Annotated in this window: 18 protein-coding genes and 1 riboswitch; of the genes, 11 read left to right on the forward strand and 7 right to left on the reverse strand. The window is 60.3% G+C overall.

Annotation, left to right across the window (positions count from 1 at the left end):
• Nucleotides 1-314: 314 nt before the first annotated feature.
• A complete protein-coding gene (locus BMY45_RS23965) occupies nucleotides 315-620 on the forward strand; it encodes a hypothetical protein (protein ID WP_092402426.1) in 306 nt (101 codons plus the stop codon).
• Nucleotides 621-756: 136 nt separating this feature from the next.
• On the opposite strand, the gene BMY45_RS23970 is transcribed toward BMY45_RS23965, so the two are convergent.
• Nucleotides 757-1,128: a PH domain-containing protein gene (locus tag BMY45_RS23970; protein ID WP_092402428.1), complete on the reverse strand. Its 372-nt coding sequence runs from the start codon at nucleotides 1,126-1,128 to the stop codon at nucleotides 757-759.
• Between the two features lie 447 nt (nucleotides 1,129-1,575).
• On the opposite strand from BMY45_RS23970, the gene dctP reads away from it, so the two are divergent.
• The 5 genes from dctP (at nucleotide 1,576) to BMY45_RS23995 (ending at nucleotide 7,800) form a co-directional block, all read left to right on the forward strand.
• A complete protein-coding gene (gene dctP, locus BMY45_RS23975) occupies nucleotides 1,576-2,571 on the forward strand; it encodes a C4-dicarboxylate TRAP substrate-binding protein DctP (RefSeq protein WP_092402430.1) in 996 nt (331 codons plus the stop codon).
• Between the two features lie 66 nt (nucleotides 2,572-2,637).
• Nucleotides 2,638-3,270 carry a TRAP transporter small permease gene (locus tag BMY45_RS23980; protein ID WP_092402432.1) on the forward strand — a complete coding sequence of 211 codons (633 nt, stop codon included), beginning with the start codon at nucleotides 2,638-2,640 and terminating at the stop codon, nucleotides 3,268-3,270.
• Nucleotides 3,267-4,550: a C4-dicarboxylate TRAP transporter large permease protein DctM gene (gene dctM, locus BMY45_RS23985; protein WP_092402434.1), complete on the forward strand. Its 1,284-nt coding sequence runs from the start codon at nucleotides 3,267-3,269 to the stop codon at nucleotides 4,548-4,550. Before BMY45_RS23980 ends, dctM begins: the two co-directional genes overlap by 4 nt.
• A gap of 106 nt (nucleotides 4,551-4,656) precedes the next feature.
• Nucleotides 4,657-5,652, forward strand: coding sequence for a TRAP transporter substrate-binding protein (locus BMY45_RS23990; protein ID WP_092402436.1), 996 nt, complete (start codon nucleotides 4,657-4,659; stop codon nucleotides 5,650-5,652).
• 240 nt (nucleotides 5,653-5,892) lie between these two features.
• Nucleotides 5,893-7,800 (forward strand): alkaline phosphatase D family protein, encoded by a 1,908-nt coding sequence (locus BMY45_RS23995; RefSeq protein ID WP_092402438.1) that lies wholly within the window; start codon nucleotides 5,893-5,895, stop codon nucleotides 7,798-7,800.
• Nucleotides 7,801-7,943: 143 nt separating this feature from the next.
• On the opposite strand, the gene BMY45_RS24000 is transcribed toward BMY45_RS23995, so the two are convergent.
• From BMY45_RS24000 to BMY45_RS24020, 5 genes are all read right to left on the reverse strand, one after another.
• Entirely contained in the window at nucleotides 7,944-8,444 is a 501-nt protein-coding gene (locus BMY45_RS24000) for a methylated-DNA--[protein]-cysteine S-methyltransferase (RefSeq protein WP_092402440.1), read from the reverse strand.
• Nucleotides 8,445-8,628: 184 nt separating this feature from the next.
• Nucleotides 8,629-11,358, reverse strand: a complete 2,730-nt coding sequence (locus tag BMY45_RS24005; RefSeq protein WP_092402442.1) for a winged helix-turn-helix domain-containing protein — start codon at nucleotides 11,356-11,358, stop codon at nucleotides 8,629-8,631.
• Between the two features lie 411 nt (nucleotides 11,359-11,769).
• Nucleotides 11,770-13,134, reverse strand: coding sequence for a DUF1329 domain-containing protein (locus BMY45_RS24010; protein WP_092402444.1), 1,365 nt, complete (start codon nucleotides 13,132-13,134; stop codon nucleotides 11,770-11,772).
• Nucleotides 13,135-13,159: 25 nt separating this feature from the next.
• Nucleotides 13,160-15,025, reverse strand: coding sequence for a DUF1302 domain-containing protein (locus tag BMY45_RS24015; RefSeq protein ID WP_092402446.1), 1,866 nt, complete (start codon nucleotides 15,023-15,025; stop codon nucleotides 13,160-13,162).
• A gap of 335 nt (nucleotides 15,026-15,360) precedes the next feature.
• Nucleotides 15,361-17,043 carry a fatty acid--CoA ligase gene (locus tag BMY45_RS24020; RefSeq protein ID WP_092402448.1) on the reverse strand — a complete coding sequence of 561 codons (1,683 nt, stop codon included), beginning with the start codon at nucleotides 17,041-17,043 and terminating at the stop codon, nucleotides 15,361-15,363.
• 269 nt (nucleotides 17,044-17,312) lie between these two features.
• On the opposite strand from BMY45_RS24020, the gene BMY45_RS24025 reads away from it, so the two are divergent.
• Together BMY45_RS24025 and BMY45_RS24030 are read left to right on the forward strand one after the other, a co-directional pair.
• Complete coding sequence (locus BMY45_RS24025; protein ID WP_092402450.1) at nucleotides 17,313-18,227, forward strand: glycosyltransferase family 2 protein; 915 nt, start codon at nucleotides 17,313-17,315, stop codon at nucleotides 18,225-18,227.
• Nucleotides 18,224-18,841 carry a CatB-related O-acetyltransferase gene (locus BMY45_RS24030; RefSeq protein WP_092402452.1) on the forward strand — a complete coding sequence of 206 codons (618 nt, stop codon included), beginning with the start codon at nucleotides 18,224-18,226 and terminating at the stop codon, nucleotides 18,839-18,841. Before BMY45_RS24025 ends, BMY45_RS24030 begins: the two co-directional genes overlap by 4 nt.
• Nucleotides 18,842-18,882: 41 nt before the next feature.
• Here BMY45_RS24030 and BMY45_RS24035 read toward each other — a convergent pair whose 3' ends face one another.
• Complete coding sequence (locus tag BMY45_RS24035) at nucleotides 18,883-19,512, reverse strand: LysE family translocator (RefSeq protein ID WP_092402454.1); 630 nt, start codon at nucleotides 19,510-19,512, stop codon at nucleotides 18,883-18,885.
• 277 nt (nucleotides 19,513-19,789) lie between these two features.
• Between BMY45_RS24035 and BMY45_RS24040 the strand changes: the two genes are divergently transcribed.
• The 3 genes from BMY45_RS24040 (at nucleotide 19,790) to BMY45_RS24050 (ending at nucleotide 22,634) form a co-directional block, all read left to right on the forward strand.
• Complete coding sequence (locus BMY45_RS24040; RefSeq protein WP_092402456.1) at nucleotides 19,790-20,755, forward strand: 2-hydroxyacid dehydrogenase; 966 nt, start codon at nucleotides 19,790-19,792, stop codon at nucleotides 20,753-20,755.
• Between the two features lie 33 nt (nucleotides 20,756-20,788).
• The gene (locus BMY45_RS24045) at nucleotides 20,789-21,787 is read left to right on the forward strand and encodes a class I SAM-dependent methyltransferase (protein ID WP_092402458.1); all 999 of its coding nucleotides are present in this window, start codon (nucleotides 20,789-20,791) and stop codon (nucleotides 21,785-21,787) included.
• A 51-nt stretch (nucleotides 21,788-21,838) separates the two neighbouring features.
• Nucleotides 21,839-21,959: riboswitch (yybP-ykoY riboswitch) on the forward strand.
• Between the two features lie 90 nt (nucleotides 21,960-22,049).
• Nucleotides 22,050-22,634 carry a TMEM165/GDT1 family protein gene (locus tag BMY45_RS24050; RefSeq protein WP_092402460.1) on the forward strand — a complete coding sequence of 195 codons (585 nt, stop codon included), beginning with the start codon at nucleotides 22,050-22,052 and terminating at the stop codon, nucleotides 22,632-22,634.
• Nucleotides 22,635-22,744 lie beyond the last annotated feature (110 nt).

Below are 22,744 nucleotides of genomic sequence, written 5' to 3' on the forward strand. Positions count from 1 at the left end.
GGGTCTGTGGCTGGCATAGAATCTGTGAACACCGCGATCAAAAACTGTGGGAGCGGGCTTGCTCGCGATAGCGGTCTGTCTACTGGCATTGATGTTGGATGGGCCGCCATCATCGCGAGCAGGCTCGCTCCCACAGGGGATGTGTGGTGGGCTTTCGCTTATAGCGTTCCGATACAAAATCCGGATTCACTTACTTCAATCAGGTCTTGGCGACTGTCAGATATGACAGTGGTCCTCACTGCGGCTCACTTCTAACCTGATCCAGCCTCGCAAGTACGCGAAGCCAATCTTCGATGACCCGCAAGGAGTTCATGATGAACACTAAATACAGCCGCACCCAACCGACCCTGCTGACTCTTTCCCTATTATTGAGCGGCATGACTTTTCAAGCTTTCGCAGCGCAGGGCGAGCCTTGCAACGCGGACAAAGTCGCGCAAGCCAAGGAGTTGAAACCAGGGGGGATGAGTGAAACGGCTCTGTCCGAAGAAGACTACGTAAAGCAGCTGAACCTGGAAGCGGTCAGGGTCACCGGAGTGGCCATGAGCAAAGACACTAAAGATTTCCGTCTCACCGTCGTGACCGACGCAAACAAGAAAGTGATCAATATGTTCTGCGACTGAACGTCCTGAATGGCCCACCACAGACCGCTCATTGGAGTGGTCTGTGTAAGTCACCCCGCCTATGGGCGAATGATCCAGTGCTCAACTCTCCAACTTCACCCTCCGAGTTTTCGTATTCATCCTGGGTCTGCTGACATCAGGTCAGGAGGTGTCTGGAGATCAGTTTGGAGATTTCAACAATGCCCGTCTTGCCGGTGAATTCGAACTTCACCTTCCCCAGGGATGAAAAGTAAATCTCCAGTTCCGAATCCAGGTCGAAGGTGCCGGAGGTTTCTACCGAGTAGGCCACGATGTTTTTATAAGGCAGAGAGGTGAAGTCCTTTTTGCTGCCGGTGATGCCTTGCACGTTCACCGCGATGATGCGTTTGTTGGTGAAGACTACGCCGTCGCGCATGGACTTATAGGCGTCGATGACCTGTTCGCCCTCCAGCAGCAGGGCTGTTACGCGTTCGGCGTACTCGTCGTTTTGCTTGAGCTTGAAGAAGCCTTTGTTGTTGAAGTCGATCATCCGTAAATCCTTATGGGGTTGAACAGCGTTCCAGGCTTCCTGGGCCCATGTAGAGACGGGCGTAGGGATTCTGGCGCAGCTCGGGATGCCGTCACAAGGCCGCGGCCGGCCATTTCGTCCGCTCACCCGGCTAAATCCCCCGCCATCAGGTTCGAGGCAAGCGAACAGGCCAGTAGCCATTATTTCGCTTTTATGGTTTCCTGACCCTCGTTACGGTTGCAGGCTGAAACCTTTCGCCCTGTTTCGGTCCCGATGGTTGTCGCCCCAGCCCTGGAAGGCTCTAACGCACCCTTTTGAGGCGTTAGCCAATACTCGCGATTTTTCCCGTACTGACCGTCACAATCCCCCGGCAAACTGTTTTTCTGCCTAGACTTGCAACTGTCCGCCGTGCGCTGTGTTTTGAATGAGCCCGCACGATAAATACAAAAACAAAGAGGAAACCCCACAATGTTCAAACCTATCTGGAAAGCGCTCGCCTGTACGCTGGCTCTCAGTGCGTTGAGCACGGCCATGGCGGCGGATCCTGTCGTCATCAAGTTCTCCCACGTAGTCGCCGAACAAACGCCCAAGGGCCAGGGCGCGCTGCTGTTCAAGAAGCTCGTGGAAGAGCGTCTGCCAGGCAAAGTGAAGGTTGAGGTGTACCCCAACTCCTCGCTGTTCGGCGATGGCAAGGAAATGGAAGCGCTGCTGCTGGGTGACGTGCAGATGATTGCGCCGTCGCTGGCCAAGTTCGAGCACTACACCAAGTCTGTGCAACTGTTCGACTTGCCGTTTCTGTTCGATGACATCTCCGCCGTGGACCGCTTCCAGCTGAGCCCTGAAGGCCAGAAGCTGCTCAAGTCCATGGAAAGCAAGAACATCACCGGCCTGGCCTATTGGCACAACGGCATGAAGCAGTTGTCGGCCAACAAGCCGCTGCGTGAACCCAAGGATGCCCGTGGTCTGAAGTTCCGTGTGCAGGCCTCGGCCGTGCTGGAAGAACAGTTCAAGGCGGTGAACGCCAACCCGCGCAAAATGAGTTTCGCCGAGGTGTACCAAGGCCTGCAGACTGGCGTGGTCAACGGTGCGGAAAACCCGTACTCGAACATCTACAGCCAGAAAATGCATGAAGTGCAGAAGTACATCACCGAGTCCAACCACGGTGTACTCGACTACATGCTGATCACCAACACCAAGTTCTGGAACGGCCTGGAACCAGAGGTTCGTACTGAACTGGACAAGATCATCAAGGAAGTCACGGCTCAGGTGAACAAGGAAGCCGAGCAACTGAACCAGGACGCCAAGCAGAAGATCGTCGATGCCAAGACCACCGAGATCATCACCCTCACGCCTGAAGAACGCGGCGAGTGGCGCGACAAGATGAAGCCGGTGTGGAAGAAGTTTGAAGGTGACATCGGTGCTGATCTGATCAAAGCCGCCGAAGCCTCCAACAAGGCTCAGTAATGGGTTGGCCGGTGCTGCCGCCTTGGCAGCGCCGGCCTGTCGTCCCCCCTGCAGGAGATGTCATCCATGAACGCCCTTCGGCGCATCTGGGAACACTTCGAGGAAGGTTTCATTGCCTTTCTTCTGGCCGCCATGACGCTGGTTACTTTCGTCTACGTGGTACTCAACAACCTCTACACCGTTTTCTACAGCCTCGGCGACAACTGGCCTGCCGCCAGCACGCCGGCGTTCGCCATTGGCGACAGCATCATGGGCATGGCCCAGGCCATGACCTGGAGCAGCTCGTTGACCAAGGCTCTGTTTGGCTGGCTGATCTTTTTTGGTTTGTCGTACGGCGTGCGCACGGCCGGGCACATCGGCGTGGATGCGCTGGTGAAACTGGCGAGCAAGCCGGTACAACGCATTATCGGCGTCATCGCTTGCCTGTGCTGCCTGACCTACGCCGGGCTGCTGGCCGTTGCCAGTTTTGAGTGGATCAACACCCTGATGATCGCTGAGATCGGCGCAGAGGACCTGGGCCACTTCGGCATCATGCAATGGCACATCGGCCTGATCGTGCCGGTGGGTTTTGCGTTGGTGTTTATCCGTTTCGCGGAAATTCTCGTGCGCATCCTGATGAATCGTCAGACCGGCCTGGGCCTGGCCGATGAAGCAGCCGAAGCCATCAAACTGACCGAACACGAGGAAGACAAGCCATGACCATTGCCTTCCTGTTCATCGCGCTGTTCGTGCTGATGTTTATCGGCGTGCCCATCGCCATTTCGTTGGGACTGGCCGGGTCGCTGACGATCATTTACTTCAGCCCGGACTCGGTGCGCTCCCTGGCGATCAAGCTGTTCGAAACCTCTGAACACTACACGCTGCTGGCGATTCCGTTCTTCCTGCTGGCCGGTGCGTTCATGACCACTGGCGGTGTGGCGCGACGGTTGATCGACTTTGCCAACGCTTGCGTCGGCCACATCCGTGGCGGTCTGGCGATTGCCGCAGTGCTGGCGTGCATGCTGTTTGCAGCGTTGTCAGGTTCAAGCCCCGCGACGGTAGCGGCTGTTGGCTCCATTGCCATTGCCGGTATGGTGCGCTCGGGTTATCCACAGTCGTTCGGCGCCGGCATCGTCTGCAACGCCGGCACCCTGGGCATCCTGATTCCGCCGTCGATCGTGATGGTGGTGTACGCCGCCGCGACCGAAACCTCGGTGGGCAAGCTGTTCATGGCCGGGGTAATCCCTGGCGTGTTGCTGGGGCTATCGTTGATGGTGGCGATCTACATCGTTGCCGTGAAGAAAAACCTGCCGGCACTGCCTCGGGCGACGTTCCGTGAATGGCTGTCCACGGCGCGCAAAGCCCTCTGGGGTCTGCTGCTGATGGTGATCATCCTCGGCGGGATTTACTCCGGGATGTTCACCCCCACTGAAGCGGCTGCCGTTGCGGCGGTGTATTCGGCATTCATCGCACTGTTCGTCTACAAGGACCTCACGTTCCGTGAGACGCCCAAGGTGCTGCTCGAATCGGCCAAGCTGAGCATCATGCTGATGTTCATCATCGCCAACGCCATGCTGTTCGCCCATGTGCTGACCACCGAGCAACTGCCGCAGCAAATCACCGCTTGGGTGATCGAGGCCGGGCTGACGCCGGTGACCTTCCTGCTGGTGGTGAACATCGTGCTGCTGATTGCCGGTGCGTTCATGGAGCCTTCGGCGATCATCCTGATCCTGGCGCCGATCCTGTTCCCTATCGCCATGCAACTGGGCATCGACCCGATCCACCTGGGCATCATCATGGTGGTGAACCTGGAGATTGGTTTGATCACGCCTCCGGTGGGGCTGAACCTGTTCGTCACCTCGGCGGTGACCGGCATGTCGCTGCCCGCGACCATCCGCGCAGCCATGCCATGGCTGATGATCCTGCTGACATTCCTGATGCTGATTACCTATGTGCCATGGATCTCGCTGGCCTTGCCGAACTGGCTGGGGATGAACTAGCCCGGTCAAGACATGCGCAGTGGCGAGGGCATTTGCTCCCTCGCCACTGCGCTGTCGGGCTAAGCCTGCGTGTCGCACCGTCGACCAATAAAAGGGAAGCCTCACCATGCTAAAACCTCTTTGCAAAGCGCTCGTCTGTACCTTGAGCTTCAGCCTGCTGGGCTCAGCCATGGCGGCTGAACCGATCGTGATCAAGTTTTCCCATGTTGTGGCCGAGCAAACGCCCAAGGGCCAGGGCGCGTTGATGTTCAAGAAACTGGCGGATGAACGATTGCCAGGCCGGGTGAAGGTCGAGGTGTATCCCAACTCCACGTTGTTTGGCGATGACAAGGAGATGGAAGCGCTGCTGCTGGGTGACGTGCAGATCATTGCGCGCTCGCTGGCCAAGTTCGATCAGTACACCCGATCCGTGCAACTGTTCGACTTGCCGTTTCTGTTCAACGACATTGCTGCAGTGGACCGCTTCCAGCAGAGCCCGGAAGGCCAGAAACTGCTCAAATCCATGGAAAGCAAAAACATCACGGGGCTGGCTTATTGGCACAACGGCATGAAGCAGTTGTCGGCCAACAAACCCCTGCGTGTCCCCGAAGATGCCCGTGGCCTGAAGTTTCGGGTACAGAGCTCGGCCGTGCTGGAAGAACAATTCAAGGCGGTGGGCGCCAAGCCCCAACCGATGATTTTCTCTGTGGTGTACCAGGGCCTGCGCACCGGCTTGGTCAACGGTACGGAAAACACCTACTCAAACTTCTACAACCAGAAACAGCATCAAGTGCAGAAGTACATCACCGAATCCAACCACGGCATTCTCGACTACATGTTGATCGCCTCGTCCGACTTCTGGAATGGCCTGCCGCCGGATATCCGTACCGAACTGGACAAGATCGTGACCGAGGCCACCGCCTATGCAAACAGTGAGGCGGACCGACTGAACCAGCAGGACAAGCAGTTTATCCTCGACGCCGGGACCACCGAGATCATCAGCCTCACGCCCCAGCAGCGCAACGCCTGGCGCGACAGTATGAAACCGGTGTGGGCCAAGTTCGAAAAAGAAATCGGCCCCGACCTGATCAAAGCCGCAGAAGCGTCCAACCAGGCGCAGTGATGCAACAAAGCCCAGTGAACCCCGTGGCGAGGGAGCTTGCTCCCGCTGGGGTGCGAAGCCCCCCCAAAAAATCTGACTTTGCGGTGTGTCAGGTTAAAGGTTGGGGCTGCTGCGCAGCCCAGCGGGAGCAAGCTCCCTCGCCACAAGAGCTGGAGTACATCGCCTTTTCAGCGAATCCCAGCTACGCAGCGCATTGCGTTATGATCCCCGCCTCCATCGGAGCCAGAGCTTTACCCGCGAATGTTGCCGTCCTCATCTGACATCTCCCCTGCCCTGCCCCCTGTCCTGGTCGGCCCGCTGCTGCGGCGGCTGGAGCCGACGCGGCTGGTGATGTGGCTGGTGGGTACACGCCCCCTCACGTTGACCCTGCGTGTAGACGGTCTGGGCGATCTCACCCTGGACGCCCCGCGTTGCACCGTTGTGCCGGTGGGGCAGCAGGCTTTTGTGCACCTGATCGATGTACGACTCGACACCGCCCTGCCCCAGGACGTGGCGATTGACTACGACCTGCTGATGGACGGCGCCCCCATTGCCGAATGGGCGCCCCATCTGTTGTATGGCCAGGCGCAGTGTCCGAACTTCGTCCTGCATTCGCGTATCGATCAATTGGTCCATGGCTCCTGCCGCAAACCCCACTACCCGACCAACGACGGCTTGCTCTGCGTCGACCGGCTGTTGGCACAAGCCCCGCAGCAGCGACCGGCGTTGTTGATGATGAGCGGTGATCAGGTCTACGCCGATGACGTCGCCGGGCCGACACTGCGGGCGATTCATGCGTTGATCGAACGGCTGGGGCTGTTCGAGGAATGCCTGGACGGCGCGGTGGTGGAAGACAGCGCCAAGCTCTATGAACACCCGGCCAGTTACTACCACCGCGCCGATTTATTACCAGCGCTGGACAGCAACGAAACCCTGCGCGAACGGTTTTTCGGCGGGGCCCGCAAGCCGATATTCACCAGCAGCAGCGCCGACAATCATCTGGTGACCTTCGCTGAAGTCATGGCGATGTACCTGTTGGTGTGGTCACCTGTGCCGTGGACGCTGATCGACCCGCAACCACCGCAACTGACCGCCGAGCGGCGCCAGCGCTACGACCTGGAACAGCAGCGCATCGAGGGGTTCAAGACAGGTCTTGGGGGCGTGGCGCGGGTGTTTGCACACCTGTCGTGCCTGATGATTTTCGACGATCACGACATCACCGATGACTGGAATTTATCCGCGCAGTGGGAAGAAACGGCCTACGGCCACCCGTTCTCCAAGCGCATCATCGGCAACGCACTGATCGCCTACATGCTCTGCCAGGGCTGGGGCAACAACCCGGACGCGTTCGATGACGTAATCCAGCAAACCCTGGCCCTGAGCGACACCGCCCGGGACCGCTACCTGGACAGCGGCCCGCAGGACAAACTGATCGACACACTGCTGGGTTTCCAGCAATGGCACTATGTGCTGCCGACCACCCCGGCCCTGGTGGTGCTCGACACCCGCACCCGCCGCTGGCGCAGCGAGCGCAACCTCAAGCAGCCTTCGGGACTGCTCGATTGGGAAGCCTTGAGCGAACTTCAGCAGGAACTGCTGGATCATCCCTCGGCGATCATCGTTTCACCGGCGCCGATCTTCGGTGTGAAGTTGATCGAAACCGTGCAGCGGGTGTTCAGTTGGTGCGGTTATCCGCTGCTGGTGGACGCGGAAAACTGGATGGCCCATCGCGGCGCGGCGCAAGTGATCCTGAATATTTTCCGGCACTCGCGTACACCCGGCAATTACGTGGTGCTGTCCGGGGATGTGCATTATTCCTTCGTCTATGAGGTGCTGATCCCACACCGCAAGGGCGGCCCGCGCATCTGGCAGATCACCAGCAGCGGCATCAAGAATGAGTTCCCGCCGGCGCTGCTGGAATGGTTCGATCGCCTGAACCGTTGGCTCTACTCGCCCCGCTCGCCCCTGAACTGGTTCACCAAGCGCCGCAGCATGCGCATCATTCCTCACACCCCGGAACACGCCGAGGCTGGAGAGCGGTTGTGGAACTCGGCGGGGATCGGGCAGGTGTTCTTCAATGAACAGGGGCAGCCGACGCAGATATTCCAGCACAACGCCAACGGCAAACCGCCGACGCGCATGCTGGCGCCGCAAGAGCCTTCGGCCTGAACCGAGTGGGCACTGCACAGAATTTGTGGGAGCGAGCCTGCTCGCGATGGCTCATGTACAGCCAGCATTTTTGCAAGCTGACACTCCGCTATCGCGAGCAGGCTCGCTCCCACAGGGTTTAGTGGCGCTCCACATTTAAGCACTCAAAACACCAACTGCAGCGTCTGCTGACCTTCCAGGCTCAGGAGGAACTGTTTGGCCGCAAGGCCGCCCGCAAAGCCAGTGAGGCTGCCGGAGGTGCCGATGACGCGGTGGCAGGGGGCGATGATGGAGATAGGGTTGCGGCCGTTGGCGGCGCCTACCGCCCGCACAGCCGTGGGCTGGCCGATCTGGATGGCGATGTCGCGGTAACTGCGGGTTTCACCGAAGGGAATCGTCAGCAGTGCCTGCCAGACCCGGACCTGGAATTCGGTGCCGGCAAAGTCCAGTTCCAGATCAAAGTGCCTGCGCTGGCCGGAGAAATATTCCATGAGCTGGCGTTCGGTTTCCTTGAGGATCGGGTGCTGACTGTCCTCTTCCAAAGGGCCAAGGCGCACGCGGTTGAGACCCCCGTTTTCCCAGAGGATGGCCGCCAACTTTGTATCCCGGGCGACGAGGATCAACTCGCCCACGGGGGATGGGATGGTTTTGTACAGGGGTAACATCAGGTATTGACCTCTGACTGGCTTTTTGTGGCGAGGGGATTTATCCCCGCTGGGCTGCGTAGCAGCCCTAAGACCTGCCGCCTCGATGTGTCAGACTGATTGGTTAACTGCTTTGGGGCTGCTGCGCACCCCAGCGGGGATAAATCCCCTCGCCACAGGGACCTCATGTCATGCCACTTTACCTCTAGCCCAACAACCCCAACACCTTCGCTCGCGCAACGGCCTGGGTGCGGCGCTCCACGCCAAGCTTACTGTTGATGTGGCTGGCGTGGGTCTTGACCGTGTGCAGCGAGATGAACAACTGCTCGCTGATTTCCTGGTTCGAACAGCCTTGGGCAATCAATTGCAGTACCGCACGCTCGCGACTGCTGAGGGTTTCGACGGGGGCCGATGAATCGGCAGCCACCGTCGACGGCAGGCGCTCGAGCAGGTTCTGGCGCAAGGGACTGGGTGGTGCGCGCAACAGTTGCTCGCGCAGCCACTCCCGATGTTCGCCCAGCAACCATTCGAACGGCTGCAGCACACCGCCAGCGGCGGCTTCGAGGGCTTGGGCCAGGGTACTGCGGGCTTCGGGTTCGCGACCGACGCTCAGCAGCAAGGCGACCTTCTGGTTGAGCGCCATCACACTGAGCATCTGCCGGCCGGTTTGCTGGCCGTGTTCAAGCAAGGCATTGAGCCGTCCTTCGGCCAACATGGGCTGGCCCCGGATGGACTCCAGCACCGCCTGTTGCAGTTCGACATGCAGCGGCAGTTGCGGGTGGAATTCCGGCGGCGCGGCGGCCCGTTCACCGGTGTAGGTCTGCCCCAACCGCGCCAGCCAGGCTTCGGCCAGGTCGGTACGGCCCTGAGCCAGCCAGAGTTCGCATTTGACCAGGGTGATCATCGCCAGGTAATAAATCGGCGGCACATCCCAGATATGCATCAGGCGTTCAGCTTCGGCCAGTTCGGCAAAGGCCCGGGCGAATTCGCGAGCGTGGCCTTCAATCCGCGCGATCACGCAGTGGCCGATCAACACACTGATGTCGCGGCACGCCCGCGCTTCGGTGAGACCGGCCTGTAAGCGCGCCAATCCGGCCTGGGGCTGCATGCGCAAGGTCAGCAGGAACCCTTCGTACAGAATCAATCGCGCCCGCACGGCATACAGCCGTTGCGGCGAGAGCGCGTGCAAACGTTGCAGGCCTTGATGCACTTCATCGAGCGCCCGCAGGATCTCCCCTCGCGCTTGCAAAACCCGAGCCCGGTCGTAATGGGCCAGGGCCTCGAACAACGGGTTACCAACGCGCTGCGCCAGCTCCAGGGAGTCACGGTTCAAGGCCCGGGCGCGCCACAGGTCACCGTCGGCAATCGCCAGGTTCGACAGCGTGGACAGGCACATCAGACGTTGGCCATAACGCTTCTGCGGCAGGCTCTCCAGGGCTTCGGTGCAGTAACGCACCGTGGCCTCGCGATCGCCACGGCCACGGGCAATGATCCCGCTCAGGGCCAGCCATTGGGCAAGCATGGATTTTTGCGCGGTGGCCGAAGGCGCCGGCAGGAACCGGCTCAGGTGGGCGGCCAGTTCTTCAGCGGCGTCCAACTGGCAGGCCAGCCCCAGCGCCCAGCTGTACAGCACGATCAAACGCGGTGTGCTGATGAGCAGGCTGTCGGGCAAGTCCATTTTCCAGCGCAGCAACATGCCGACGTTCTGCTCGGCCAGCAATTGCTCCTCCGAGAGGTTCTGCACCAGGTTCGCCGCCACATCCAGATGCCCGGCCCGCAGCGCCTGTTCCACGGCCTCGTCGATCAGGCCCTGGGCATTGAACCAGCGGCAGGCCCGCAAGTGCAGGGTCGCAGCCGGCACCATGGCCGGCGCACTGGGACGGCTGCGCAGCAAATCGGAAAACAGATGGTGGTAACGGTACCAGTGGCCATGCTCGTCCAGCGGCACCAGGAACACCTGGTGCGCCGCCAGATACTCCAGGATTTCGGCGCTGTCATGGGCTTCGCGCACGGCATCACACAGTTCGCTGCAGAAACGCTCCTGGGATGCGGTGTCATAGAGAAACGCCTGCACTTCGGCGGGCAGACAGTCGATGACTTCCTCAAGCAGGTAATCGCGAATCAGCCCTTCGCCGCCATGCAGAGCCTGGGGCATGCGGCCCTCAGTCCCGGCCTCGGAAGCGGCCAGCAACCAAAAGCGCAGCCCGGCCACCCAGCCTTCACTGCGCTGGATCAGGCTCTCCAGGGCTTCCCCGCGCAACGAACTGCTGTGGTGCTGCAGCAGGGTCTGGGCTTCTTCATGAGTCAGGCGCAAGTCCTGTTCGTTCAGTTCGAGCAATTGGCGTGACAGACGCAGACGCGCCAGATGCCAGTCCGGGCGCTGTCGACTGGTGACCAGCACCAGCAAACCTTCGGGCAGATGATTAAGGAAAAATTGCAGGCAACGGTCCAGCACCGGGCTTTGGGCCAAGTGGTAGTCGTCGAGCACCAGCAGCAAGGGTGTATCCGGCGACAGATGCGCGGACAGTTCATCCAGCAGGCCGTCGAGCCACTCTTCGAATGCGAAAGGTTGGTGGCGCTGGCGCATTTTCAGCAGCCCCAACGCCCGACCTCCCAACTGCGGGAAGAACGCCTGGAGCCCTTCGAGCAGCCGCTCCAGAAAGCGTCCCGGGTCGTTGTCCCTGGCACTGAGCCCCAGCCAGAGGCTTTGCCAATGGGCCGGCAGGCTCTGGCAGAACTCCACCGCCAGTGAACTTTTGCCGAACCCGGCCGGGGCGCTCACCAACAGCAAGCGGCCTCCCAACCCCGCACTCAAACGCTCGCACAACCGCGGCCGCACGACGTGACCATCGGGCAAGGGCGGGCGGTAGAAACGCCCGTCCTGAACCGCGACGGCAGTGCGGGCAGAACCCGGAAGTGAAGACAGATCAGTCATGGCCGGCTCTTGTTGGAGTGCGGGTGGCGGCGTTGCCGATGTCCGCAGACTAGCGGTAAACGAAGAGGTATTGAAGGGAGCTGCTACAAATGGCTACAAAAAGGCTACAAGCCGACCGACTCGAAGAATTCAGGCAGCCACCGCTCTTGTGGCGAGGGAGCTTGCTCCCGCCGCGCTTTGTAGGAGCTGGCGAAGCCTGCGATCTTTTGATCTTTCGCTTGGGATTTAAGCGTCAGGGAAAAGATCGCAGCCTCGTTGCACTCGACAGCTCCTACACAGCTCCTACACAGCTCCTAGAAGGCTCATTCAGCGGGAGCAAGCTTCCTCGCCACAGGGGATTTGTGTTGGTCAAAAAAAACGCCCCGAACCAGTCGGGGCGTTTTTCGAGGATGCGGCCTCGGGTGAAGCTGTTTAGCGGATACCCTCCTGGCGCAATGCGTTGGGAGTGAACTCGGCGGTGCTGGCAGTGAAGCCGAAGTCATAGGCCGATTTCTCTTCGTTCTTCATGCCCAGCGCCAGATAGCGGCCGGACTGCAGATCGTAGAGGGTTTCCAGGGCATACCACGGCACTTGCTTGTCGTAGTAGTTCTCGGCATGGGCCTCGGCAACGCGCCACAGTTGGCCACGACCGTCGTAATGGTCGATCACCGCGGCTTGCCAGGTGTCTTCGTCGATGTAGAAGTCACGCTTGGCGTAGATGTGGCGTTGGCCTTCCTTCAGGGTCGCGGTCACATGCCAGACACGACGCAGCTCGTAGCGAGCCAGGTCCTGGTTGATATGGCCGGCCTTGATGATGTCGGCGTACTTGAGCTGAGGCGAATCGATCTTGTAGCTGTTGGAGGCAATGTACAGTTCTTTCTTGCCCACCAGTTTCCAGTCGTAGCGATCCGGCGCACCGTTGTACATGTCCAGGTTGTCGGAGGTACGCAGGCCGTCGGCGGCGGTGCCCGGGCCGTCATAGGAGACCTGTGGCGCACGGCGCACACGGCGCTGGCCGGCGTTGTAGACCCACGCAGAACGCGGTTCCTTCACCTGGTCGAGGGTTTCGTGCACCAGCAGTACACCACCGGCCAGACGCGCCGGCGCGGTGACTTGCTGCTTGAAGTAGAACAGGATGTTGCCAGGGTTGGCCGGATCGAAATCCTTCATTTTGTCGCGGAACACGAACTGGTCCCGGAAGTACACCAGGCTGTAGGAGCCGTTTGGCTGCGGCGTGGCCTGGGTCACCAGGCGGGTCACGCTGCCGCCGCGATAGCGGGTGATGTGGTTCCAGATCACTTCCACACCGCTCTGGGGAATCGGGAACGGCACCGCCGTCTCGAAGTTCTCCAGACCGTTACCGCCGGACACCAGCTTGGTGTTCACCGCGTTTTTCTTGATGGAGGCATACACGTCATCCGGCACGGTGGCGCCGCGATGGGATGGGTAGACCGGCATCTTGAAGGATTCCGGGTAGCGCTTGAACATTGCGTACTGGCCCGGCGCGAGCTTGTCTTTGTACTGGTCGACGTTCTGCGCAGTGATGGTGAACAGCGGTTGTTCACTGGCAAACGGGTCGGACAGGAAACCCTTGCTGTCCACGCTGCCGGCGTTCTTGGCCATGGGTTTCCAGGCCGGAATCGAACCGTCGGCATTGCCGGCCATTTCGGCGCCCATCGGCGTCAGGCTTTTGCCCAGTTTGTCGGCTTCGGCGGCAGGCACAGCCGCCATGACGCTGGCAGCCAGCAGGGATAGCCCCAGAACACCGACCTGCAACAGACTCTTTGTTATTTTCATAGTGTGTCGTCCTGAAATACTGTGCTTAGAAGGTCACGCCAACGCTGAGCGCCAGGAAGTCGCGATCGTCCACGGTGCTGAAGTCACCACCAAAGAAGTTGGTGTAGGCCAGGCTCGCGTTGTAGGTGTTCTGGTACTCGGCATCCAGTCCGAGGCTGACGGCTTTGCGGCCTTCTTCAAAGTTGGCGCCCGGGCCTGGCGAGTAGCCTTTTACGTCATGGGACCAAGCCACGTTGGGCTTGAGGTTCACGCCGGCGAACACGTCCGGGTATTCCCAGATGGCGCGGGCACGATAGCCCCAGGAAGTGGAGGTGGTGAAGCCATCGTTGTTGCAATTGCTGTTCACATCGGCACTGGTCTGGCCGCCACCTGCCGCGGTCGAGCCATTGAGCACGTTACAGAAATTGTTAGGCAGTTCGCCTGGGCCAAACACCGGGTCGCGGCCATAACGAGCGTCGGATTTGCTTTCCAGGCCGCCCACGTAGGTCACGCCGACTTCGCCTACCAGGGTCAGACGGCTGGCGCCCATGACCTGATCCAGGAAGTGGGTGAACGTGGTCTGGAACTGAGTGATCTCTTTGCGGTTATAGCCATGCAGGTCCTGACCTGGGGAGCCAGGGAGTACCGAAGCATTGCCAAGCCCTGGAAGTGGCGTCACACCGGCGAAAAGAATGTCCGTGGTGCTCAGTTGCACCGGGGCGTTCGGACGATAGCTCAGTTCACCGCTCCACGCCGTACCGGTAGGCAAGGTGGTGGAGAAACTCAAACCGTAGAGACGGATGTCTTCAGGGTATTCGATGAAGTAGTTCGAGTTACCCGCCACCAGCAGAGGTGACAGCGCGGCGAACGCAGGCGGCAAGCTGGCAGCCAGGTCAAAGATGGACTGCGGAGCACCGGTGGCACTGAAAATCGGCGCACGGCTGTGGTAGTTCATGAAGTAGGCACCGAACTCGGTGTCCAGCGGCTCGAACATGTACTTGAACGACACGCCCCATTGGCCGCTGTCGCGAGCATCGCGATCCGGACCGCGACGCACCAGCACCCCTTCTTCGTTGACGTCGACGCCGAGCGCCTCCGCTGGACCGAGTGCGGCCGCCGGCAGCGTAGAGCGCTTGTTCAGTACCCGCAGGTTATCGTTGCAACCATCGGCAACCACGTCCGGCTGCGAGAAGAACGTACCGCAGTTGTCCACCACGGTCTGGTCCCACTCCAACTGGTAGAACGCCTCGGCCGACAGGTTGTCGGTCAGGCTCTGGGACACATAGAACATGTTGACCGGAATCAGGCCTTCCTTGACCTCGGCACCAGGACGACGGAACGCCGACACGTCGACCGGGTTGATCGAGTTGATCCCGCCCTGGATGAAGGTGCTTTCACCCCAGCTGACCACCTGTTTGCCCAGGCGAACCGAACCTGGCTGATCGCCAATGGCGTAGTTGTGGTAGATGAAGGCATCGAGGATCTGCCCGCCGGAAGACTTGGCGCCTTCCTTGCGGTTGCTGTCGCTGATGTCCTTGTACAGACGATGTTCGTCCTTGAGTTCGAAGTCGTACCAGTACTTGCCGCGCACAAACACGCCGGTATCGCCGTACTTGAGTTCCAGATCGTGGATACCCTTGAAGATCTTCGAAAAGGTTTCCCCGCGCTTGAAGTTCAAGTGACCGTCGTCGGAGGTCTGGGACAGGCCCTTGCCGCCGTTGTTGACGCCGATCAGGTCCCGGTTGGCCTTGGCCGTGGACCAGCTTGCGCCTACCGACAGGGCCGAGTCGAACTGGCCCTCGATTTCACCGATGTTGAAACTGACGCCGAATGCTGGCCCGGCGAGCGAAGAGGCGAGACTGACCGCCAGAGGCAGTTTTGCCCGGCGCCAGAACGTGTTTGCTGAGGTCATCGACGCTACTCCATGTGCTTTTATTTTTATGGCAGTCAGTATTTTCCAAGAACACTTTCAACGGCTGGGAATGGCAACGTTGCGCCCCGTTCAAAGTCGCATCGCCCGTTTAGTGCGTGCGCCCCGTTCTTGAAAATCCTTAAACGGACTATAGCCAGCAGGTAGTACGGCTTGATCCCTCTAAAGTGTGATTTGCAGCCCGCGACCACTCTGGAACAGTCCTTTCGCCAGGCCGACAGATGTCGGCACGGCAAGGATGGCTGAAATTTTCGGTTTGACAAGGCAAGCGCTTGCTTGGTGGGGCTGCCGTGCCCTTTTGGGCACGGCAAAAACGTTTAAAGCGTCGACAGGAAGGTGCTGTTATTGCTCTGCCATTCGGTGATGTCGATACGGATACGCTTCTTGTCGAGCTTGCCGACGCTGGTCTTGGGAATTTCCGTAACAAGGGCGATCTGGCTCGGGATCGCCCACTTGCTCAGGTGCCCCAATTCGACGAACGGCTTGAGATGTTCCTTGAGCTCGCGAGCCCCGATCTGATGCCCTTCGCGGATGACCAGCAAGGCAAATGGGCGCTCGCCCCACTGCGGATCGGGAATACCCACCACTGCTACTTCGCGTACCGCCACGTGACGGCTGATGAGGTCTTCCAGGTCCAGGGACGAGATCCATTCACCGCCAGTCTTGATCACGTCCTTGATGCGGTCGCGAATATCGATCACGCCCATGCTGTCCAGCGTGGCGACATCGCCGGTGTGCAGCCAGCCGCCGGCCCAGAGCTCGGCGCCCTTCTGCGGCTCGTTGAAATAACCCTCGGTGAGCCACGGTGCGCGCAGCACCAGCTCGCCCTGGGTCTCACCGTCAGCGGGCAGAAAACGCCCCTCGGAGTCGACAATTGCCGCTTCCACCAATGGCCCTGGTACGCCGGCCTTGATCCGGTAGGTGATGCGTTCGTCTTCGCTGCCGGCCATCAATTCGTCGTTGAGGTGGGCGCAAGACACCAGCGGGCCGGTTTCCGACATGCCATAGGCGGCGGTGAGCTGGATGCCCCTGGCCTTGGCCGCTTCGTACAGGCTTCGGTTCAGGGCGCTGCCGCCAATGACGATTTTCCAGCCGCCAAAATCGGTGTCCTGGGCGCCCTTGGCATTGAGGACCATTTGCAGAATGGTCGGCACGCAATGGGAAAAGGTGACTTTCTCCTTGCGCCACAACTGGACCAGGAATTCGGGGTCATAACGGCCGGGGTAGACCTGCTTGAGCCCGAGCATGGTCGCCACGTACGGCAGGCCCCAGGCATGGACATGGAACATCGGCGTGATCGGCATGTACACGTCGTTGGTGCCCAGCAGCCGCACGCTGTCGATGGCGCCCATGATGGTCGACACGCCCATGGTGTGCAGCACCAGTTGCCGATGAGTGAAATACACGCCCTTGGGGTTGCCGGTAGTGCCGGTGGTATAGAACGTGGTGGCGACCGAGTTTTCGTCGAAGTCCTGGAAATCGTAGGCGGGGCTGGCAGCGGCGAGCAGTTGTTCGTATTCGCCCACCAGGTTCGGCAGGTCGGCGGTTTTTTCAGGCAGGTCGGTCAGCAGGAGAGTTTTTTCTACGGTCGTCAGGTGCCCGGCAATCGCCTGGTACAAACCGACGAACTCGCTGTTGACCAGCACGAAGCGGTCTTCAGCGTGGTTCATGGTGTAGAGGATCTGTTCCGGTGACAGGCGCACGTTGATGGTATGGATCACCGCGCCGATCATCGGGATCGCAAACATGCATTCCAGGTAACGATGGCTGTCCCAGTCCATCACCGCCACGGTATCACCGGCCTTGACCCCGGCCTCGGTCAGCACATTGGCCAACCGCGCGACGCGTTCGATCAGAGTCGGGTAGCTGTAGCGCAACTGGTCGCGGTAGATGATCTCGCGGGTTTTCTCGTAACGCGCACCGGACATCAGCAGCCGCTTGATCAGCAGCGGGTATTGATAAGCGCCTTCGGCTGGAGGAATAACGCGAGTCTGCAACATAAGAGTCCCTTTTCTGACTGCACGGTCGTGGCTGGAAGTGAGCACTTTAGAGCGCTGTTACGCGGATCAAATCAGCCAAAGGAATGATTTGATCCGCCCGCAAATACTAGCCTTGAGCCACCTAACCGCAGGTTTTGCACGGTTTATGTGGGTTAAACCTTGTCAGAGTTGGATCCAGCAGCGAGCATAGGTGTCAACGTCGTTACAAAAGCCCGTGGGGAAGTGCTCTCACAGGCTCACCCGACTCCACCCGCTTTTTGCAGAGAATCATGAACACCGACCTGACTTCTTCCCAGGCCATCGCGCCACAGAGTGAGCCGCTCGTGTCGATCGTGGCCCCTTGCTACAACGCCGAGAAATACCTGGAAGAAGCGATCCACAGCATCTTTGCCCAGGATTATCCGAACATTGAGGTCATCGTGGTCGATGACGGCTCCACCGACAACAGCCTCGCCATGCTCCGGCAGTTGCAACAGACCTACGACTTCCAGCTGTACTCCCAGGAAAATCAGGGTGTCAGCGCGGCGCTCAACCACGGGCTGAAGTACGCCAAGGGCGATTACATCTCGACCCCGGACCTTGACGACATCATGTTGCCCCACTCCGTCGGGCTCCGTGTCCAGTACCTGAACGAGCATCCGCAGGTCGGTTGTGTCGGCGCGCTGATCATCTACATGGACAGCGAAGGCCAGACCATCAAGGAGCAACAGCGCGACCATATTCAGGTGCATACCTTCGACGATCTTCTACGCAGCGCTGCGGTAATCGGCGCGCCAACGGCGCTGTATCGCATGAGCGCACTGCGCGACGCCGGTTTTTATGATCCGCTGCTGCGGGTCCAGGATTTCCAGATCACTTTGCGGATCGCCCACAAAGGTTATGAAATTCATGAATTGCCGGTTTGTGTGACACGCTATCGACGCCACCCCAATAACCTGTCGAGAAAATACCGGTTGATGCTCAAGGCCGACCTGCAGGCTATCGAGCCCTATCGAGCCCACCCTGCCTACGGTGCGGCTCGTACGGTGCTGGTCCACAAAGCGCTGAAGTACGCGGTGGTCGAAGACCGCAAAGAAGCCTGGCGGCTGCTGCGCAGCATCCCGTGGCGCCACCTGAACGCAACCAGCCTGAAGCGCTTCAAGCGACTGGTCTTGCGACGCCCGACAGCGAGGCCTCGTCCTTGAATTTTTTGAAAAAACTCAAAGAGCGCAAAGTACGCAAGCATCTCAAGCGCCTGGAGAAACTCGAGAGAGCGCCGGAAAAAATCCGTTTGCGCTATCCGAAATACCAGATTGGTGTGGGCACATATGGCATTCCCGAAGTCATGGAGTTCGGCGACGACACGATCCTCAAAGTCGGCTCTTATACCTCGATCGCTCAAGGCGTGAAAATTCTGCTGGGTGGCGGGCATCGCACCGACTGGGTCAGCACCTTTCCGTTCCCGCTGATGATCGAACAGGCCCAGGGTATTCCGGGCTGCAACCCGACCAAGGGCGACGTGGTGATTGGCAGCGACTGCTGGATCTGCGCCGAAGCGATGATTCTGTCCGGGGTGACCATCGGCCATGGCGCCGTGGTCGCGGCCGGCGCCGTGGTGACGCGTGATGTCGCGCCATACGCCATCGTCGGCGGCAACCCGTGCCGGTTCATTCGCTGGCGCTTTGAGGAACCGGTGCGTCAGGCCTTGCTTGAATCAGCCTGGTGGGACTGGCCGATGGAGGAGGTCAAAGCGGTGTCGCCACTGCTGTGCAGTGACAACATCGACGCCTTTCTGGAGTACGTTCGTCAACGCCGTTGACCGTCCCCTGGCGGGTGTGGAGACGATCACATCAAAACCGATCAGTGAGACTCGGTAAACGCCAGCTTTACGCCAATGGCAATGAGGACAGCGCCCATGGTCCGGTCGAACCAGTGGCCCATGCGGGCAAACCCGGCGCGCACTCGCTGTTGGCTGAACAGCATGGCCACCAGGCAGAACCACACTGCCGTCGCCACCGCCAGGTACACGCCGTAGCCGGCCTGGACTGCCAGGGGCGTATGAGGGTTGATTACCACGGTGAACAGCGACAGGAAAAACAGCGTCGCCTTGGGGTTCAGGCCATTGGTGACGAAACCCGAGGTGAACGCGCCACGGGCGGTACGTTCGCCAACCTCTTTGTGCAGATTGTCCGCCGTCGGCTTGACCGGTTGCGCTCGCAGGGCCTTGAAGCCGATGTACAGCAGGTAGGCGGCGGCAGCCCATTTCAGCGCGTTGAACAACACGATCGATTGCGACACGATCAGGCCAATACCCAGCAGCGAATACCCCACATGCAGGAAAATCGCCGTGCCCACACCCAGCGCCGTCCAGGTGCCGGCGCGGCGGCCATGGGTCACGCTCTCGCGCACCACCACGGCAAAATCCGGCCCGGGGCTGGCCACGGCCAGCAGGTGGATCAGGGCGACGGTGAGGAATTCGGTGAGGTACATGGGGGCTCCTGGAGAGTAGGCCTTTGTAAAATGAATACCGTGGCAAGGGTGCTTGCTCGCGCTGACGCTGTAGGAGCTGACGAGCGAAGCGAGGCTGCGAGCTTTTTACGGTCCATTGAGTCTTGAGCGAAAGATCAAGAGATCGCAGGCTTCGCCAGCTCCTACAGGTCCAGCGGGAGCAAGCTCCCTCGCCACGGGTGTTCGGCGCCTGGGCCGCCATTCATCTGATAGGCTCGCCACATTACGCCTTCGATTCCTCAGATAAAAGGTACAGCTGATGACAAACACCGGCCGCGCAGTTTTCCTCGATCACCCTTCCCTGGACCTCGGCGATCTGGACCTGGGACCGCTGCGCAACTGTTTCAGCGAACTGCAACTGTTCGCCCGCACGAGCCGGGATGAAGTGAGCGAGCGGCTCAAGGGCGCCACGGTGGCGATCACCAACAAGGTCGTGATCGATGCGACTGCCATGGCCGCCAACCCCGAACTGAAATTGATCCTGATCAGCGCCACCGGCACCAATAACGTCGACCTGGACGCCGCCCGCCAACACGGCATCACCGTGTGCAACTGTCAGGGTTACGGCACGCCGTCGGTGGCCCAGCACACGATCATGCTGTTGCTGAATCTGGCGACCCGCCTGGGCGACTACCAAAAGGCGGTGGCCGAGGGCCGTTGGCAGCAGGCGTCGCAGTTTTGTCTGCTGGACTACCCCATCGTCGAACTGGAAGGCAAAACCCTCGGGTTGCTGGGTCATGGCGAACTGGGCAGCGCCGTCGGGCGATTGGCCGAAGCCTTCGGCATGCGCGTGCTGTTGGGGCAGATCCCCGGCCGCCCTGCCCGTCCCGACCGCTTGCCGCTGGATCAACTGTTGCCGCAGATCGATGCCCTGACCTTGCACTGTCCGCTCAACGAACACACGCGCAATTTCATCGGCGCGCGGCAACTGGCGCTGCTCAAACCCGGCGCCTTTGTGCTCAACACCGCCCGCGGTGGCCTGATCGACGAACAGGCCCTGGCCGATGCCCTGCGCAGCGGTCATTTGGGCGGCGCGGCCACCGATGTGCTGAGCGTGGAGCCACCCACCCAGGGCAACCCGCTGCTGGCCGCCGACATTCCACGGTTGATCGTCACGCCCCACAACGCCTGGGGCAGCCGCGAGGCGCGGCAACGGATCGTCGGCCAACTGACGGAAAACGCCCTGGGCTTTTTCAGTGGTACAGCGCAGCGAGTCGTCAGTTGATAAACTGCCGCACTTTTTTTCAAGGAGCAGACCATGGATCCGCGCAGTGAAGTACTGCTTCGTCAAGCCGAGTTATTTCAGGGTTCAGTCTTGCTGGCCGGCCTGCCCGCCGACGATCTGCTCGGTCGCTTGCCCCAAGCCCATGGCTGGTGCTGGCACGCCGGTGATCAGGCCGCGCTGGATGCCCGTTTCCCCGAGCGCAGCCACTTTGGCGTGAACGTGCCGGCCCGTGAGTTCGAGACCGCCGTGGTCTTCCTGCCCAAGGCCAAGGACCTGACCGATTACATCCTCAATGCCGTGGCCTCGCGCCTGGCCGGTCGCGAGGTGTATCTGGTGGGGGAAAAGCGCAGCGGCATCGAAGGCGCGTCCAAGCAGCTCAACGCCTTCGGCAAACCGCGCAAGCTCGACAGCGCGCGCCATTGTCAGCTATGGCAGGTCACCGTCGCCGACGCCCCCGAGGCCAAACCTTTGGAAAGCCTGGCCCAAACCTACGAACTGCCCCTGGCCGAAGGCGCGCTGAAGGTCATCAGCCTGCCGGGGGTGTTCAGCCATGGTCGCCTGGATCGCGGCAGTGCGCTGTTGCTGGAACACCTGGATAAACTGCCCAGCGGCCACTTGCTGGATTTTGGCTGTGGTGCCGGCGTGCTGGGGGCGGTGGTCAAGCGCCGCTATCCGCACAACACCGTCACGCTGCTGGACGTGGATGCGTTCGCCGCCGCCAGCAGCCGCCTGACCCTGGCCGCCAATGGTCTGGAGGCCGAGGTGCTGACCGGCGACGGTATCGACGCCGCGCCCATGGGATTAAGCGCGATTCTGAGTAACCCGCCGTTCCATGTCGGCGTGCACACCGACTACCACGCCACGGAAAATCTGCTGCGAAAAGCAGCAAAACATCTGAAAAACGGCGGCGAACTGCGCTTGGTGGCAAACAGTTTCCTCAAGTATCAGCCGCTGATCGAAGAGCATCTGGGCGTGTGCGCGATCAAGGCCGAAGGCCAGGGTTTCCGCATCTACCGGGCCAAGCGCGGCTGAAGCAAATTTAAGAAACAGCACTTGCCCAATCGGATTTGCCTAGGCAGAATCCGCTCCGTCCTAGGGGAGTAGTCTCCCGCGAGCGCCATGCTCGCCCGGCATACGTCAACATACTTGGTCAGCAGACCATGGCGTATGCGGCCCAAGCGTCCACGCAGATGGTCGCTGGGTTTGACAAGACCTATGACACGCACACCTTACCCGGGGCGGGAAGGCTGTACGTGTCATAGCCGTGTCGACCCGCCCCTCTAGGAATCACCTGATGCTGGACTCTTTCCTCGTACCTACCGCTATCGTTGCGCTGGCCGAAATCGGCGACAAGACGCAACTGCTCGCGCTTATTCTCGCGGCTCGCTTTCGCAAACCCTGGCCCATCATTGCCGGCATCGTTGCCGCCACCTTGGCCAACCATGCGGCAGCCGGAGCGGTGGGCGCCTGGGTCGGTAGTATTTTCTCGGACGCGGTCCTGCACTGGATCCTGGCGGTGAGCTTTGCCGCCACAGCGCTGTGGACGTTGGTGCCGGACAAACTGGACAATGACGAAGCCAGTACGGCCCGCAAGTTCGGACCTTTCCTGACCACGCTGATCGCGTTCTTCCTGGCGGAAATCGGCGACAAGACCCAGATCGCCACAGTGATGCTCGCCGCGCAGTACCCGGAACTGTGGCTGGTGATCATCGGCACCACCGTGGGCATGCTGATTGCCAACGTGCCGGTGGTATTGGCCGGTAACTTCGCCGCTGAAAAGCTCCCCCTGACGCTGATCCGCCGCCTGGCCGCCTCGGCATTTTTTGTGCTCGCGATCGTTGCGGTGTACAAGGCGATGCAGAGCAGTGGGTGGGTTTGATCAGGTTGATACAGGCTCTTGTGGCGAGGGAGCTTGCTCCCGCTGGGTTGCGAAGCAGCCCTAAGCTTTTGCGGCCGCTACGCGACCGAGCGGGAGCAAGCTCCCTCACC

Origin of the sequence: Pseudomonas sp. NFACC39-1, assembly GCF_900110355.1 — a bacterium.
GTDB lineage: Bacteria > Pseudomonadota > Gammaproteobacteria > Pseudomonadales > Pseudomonadaceae > Aquipseudomonas > Aquipseudomonas tehranensis.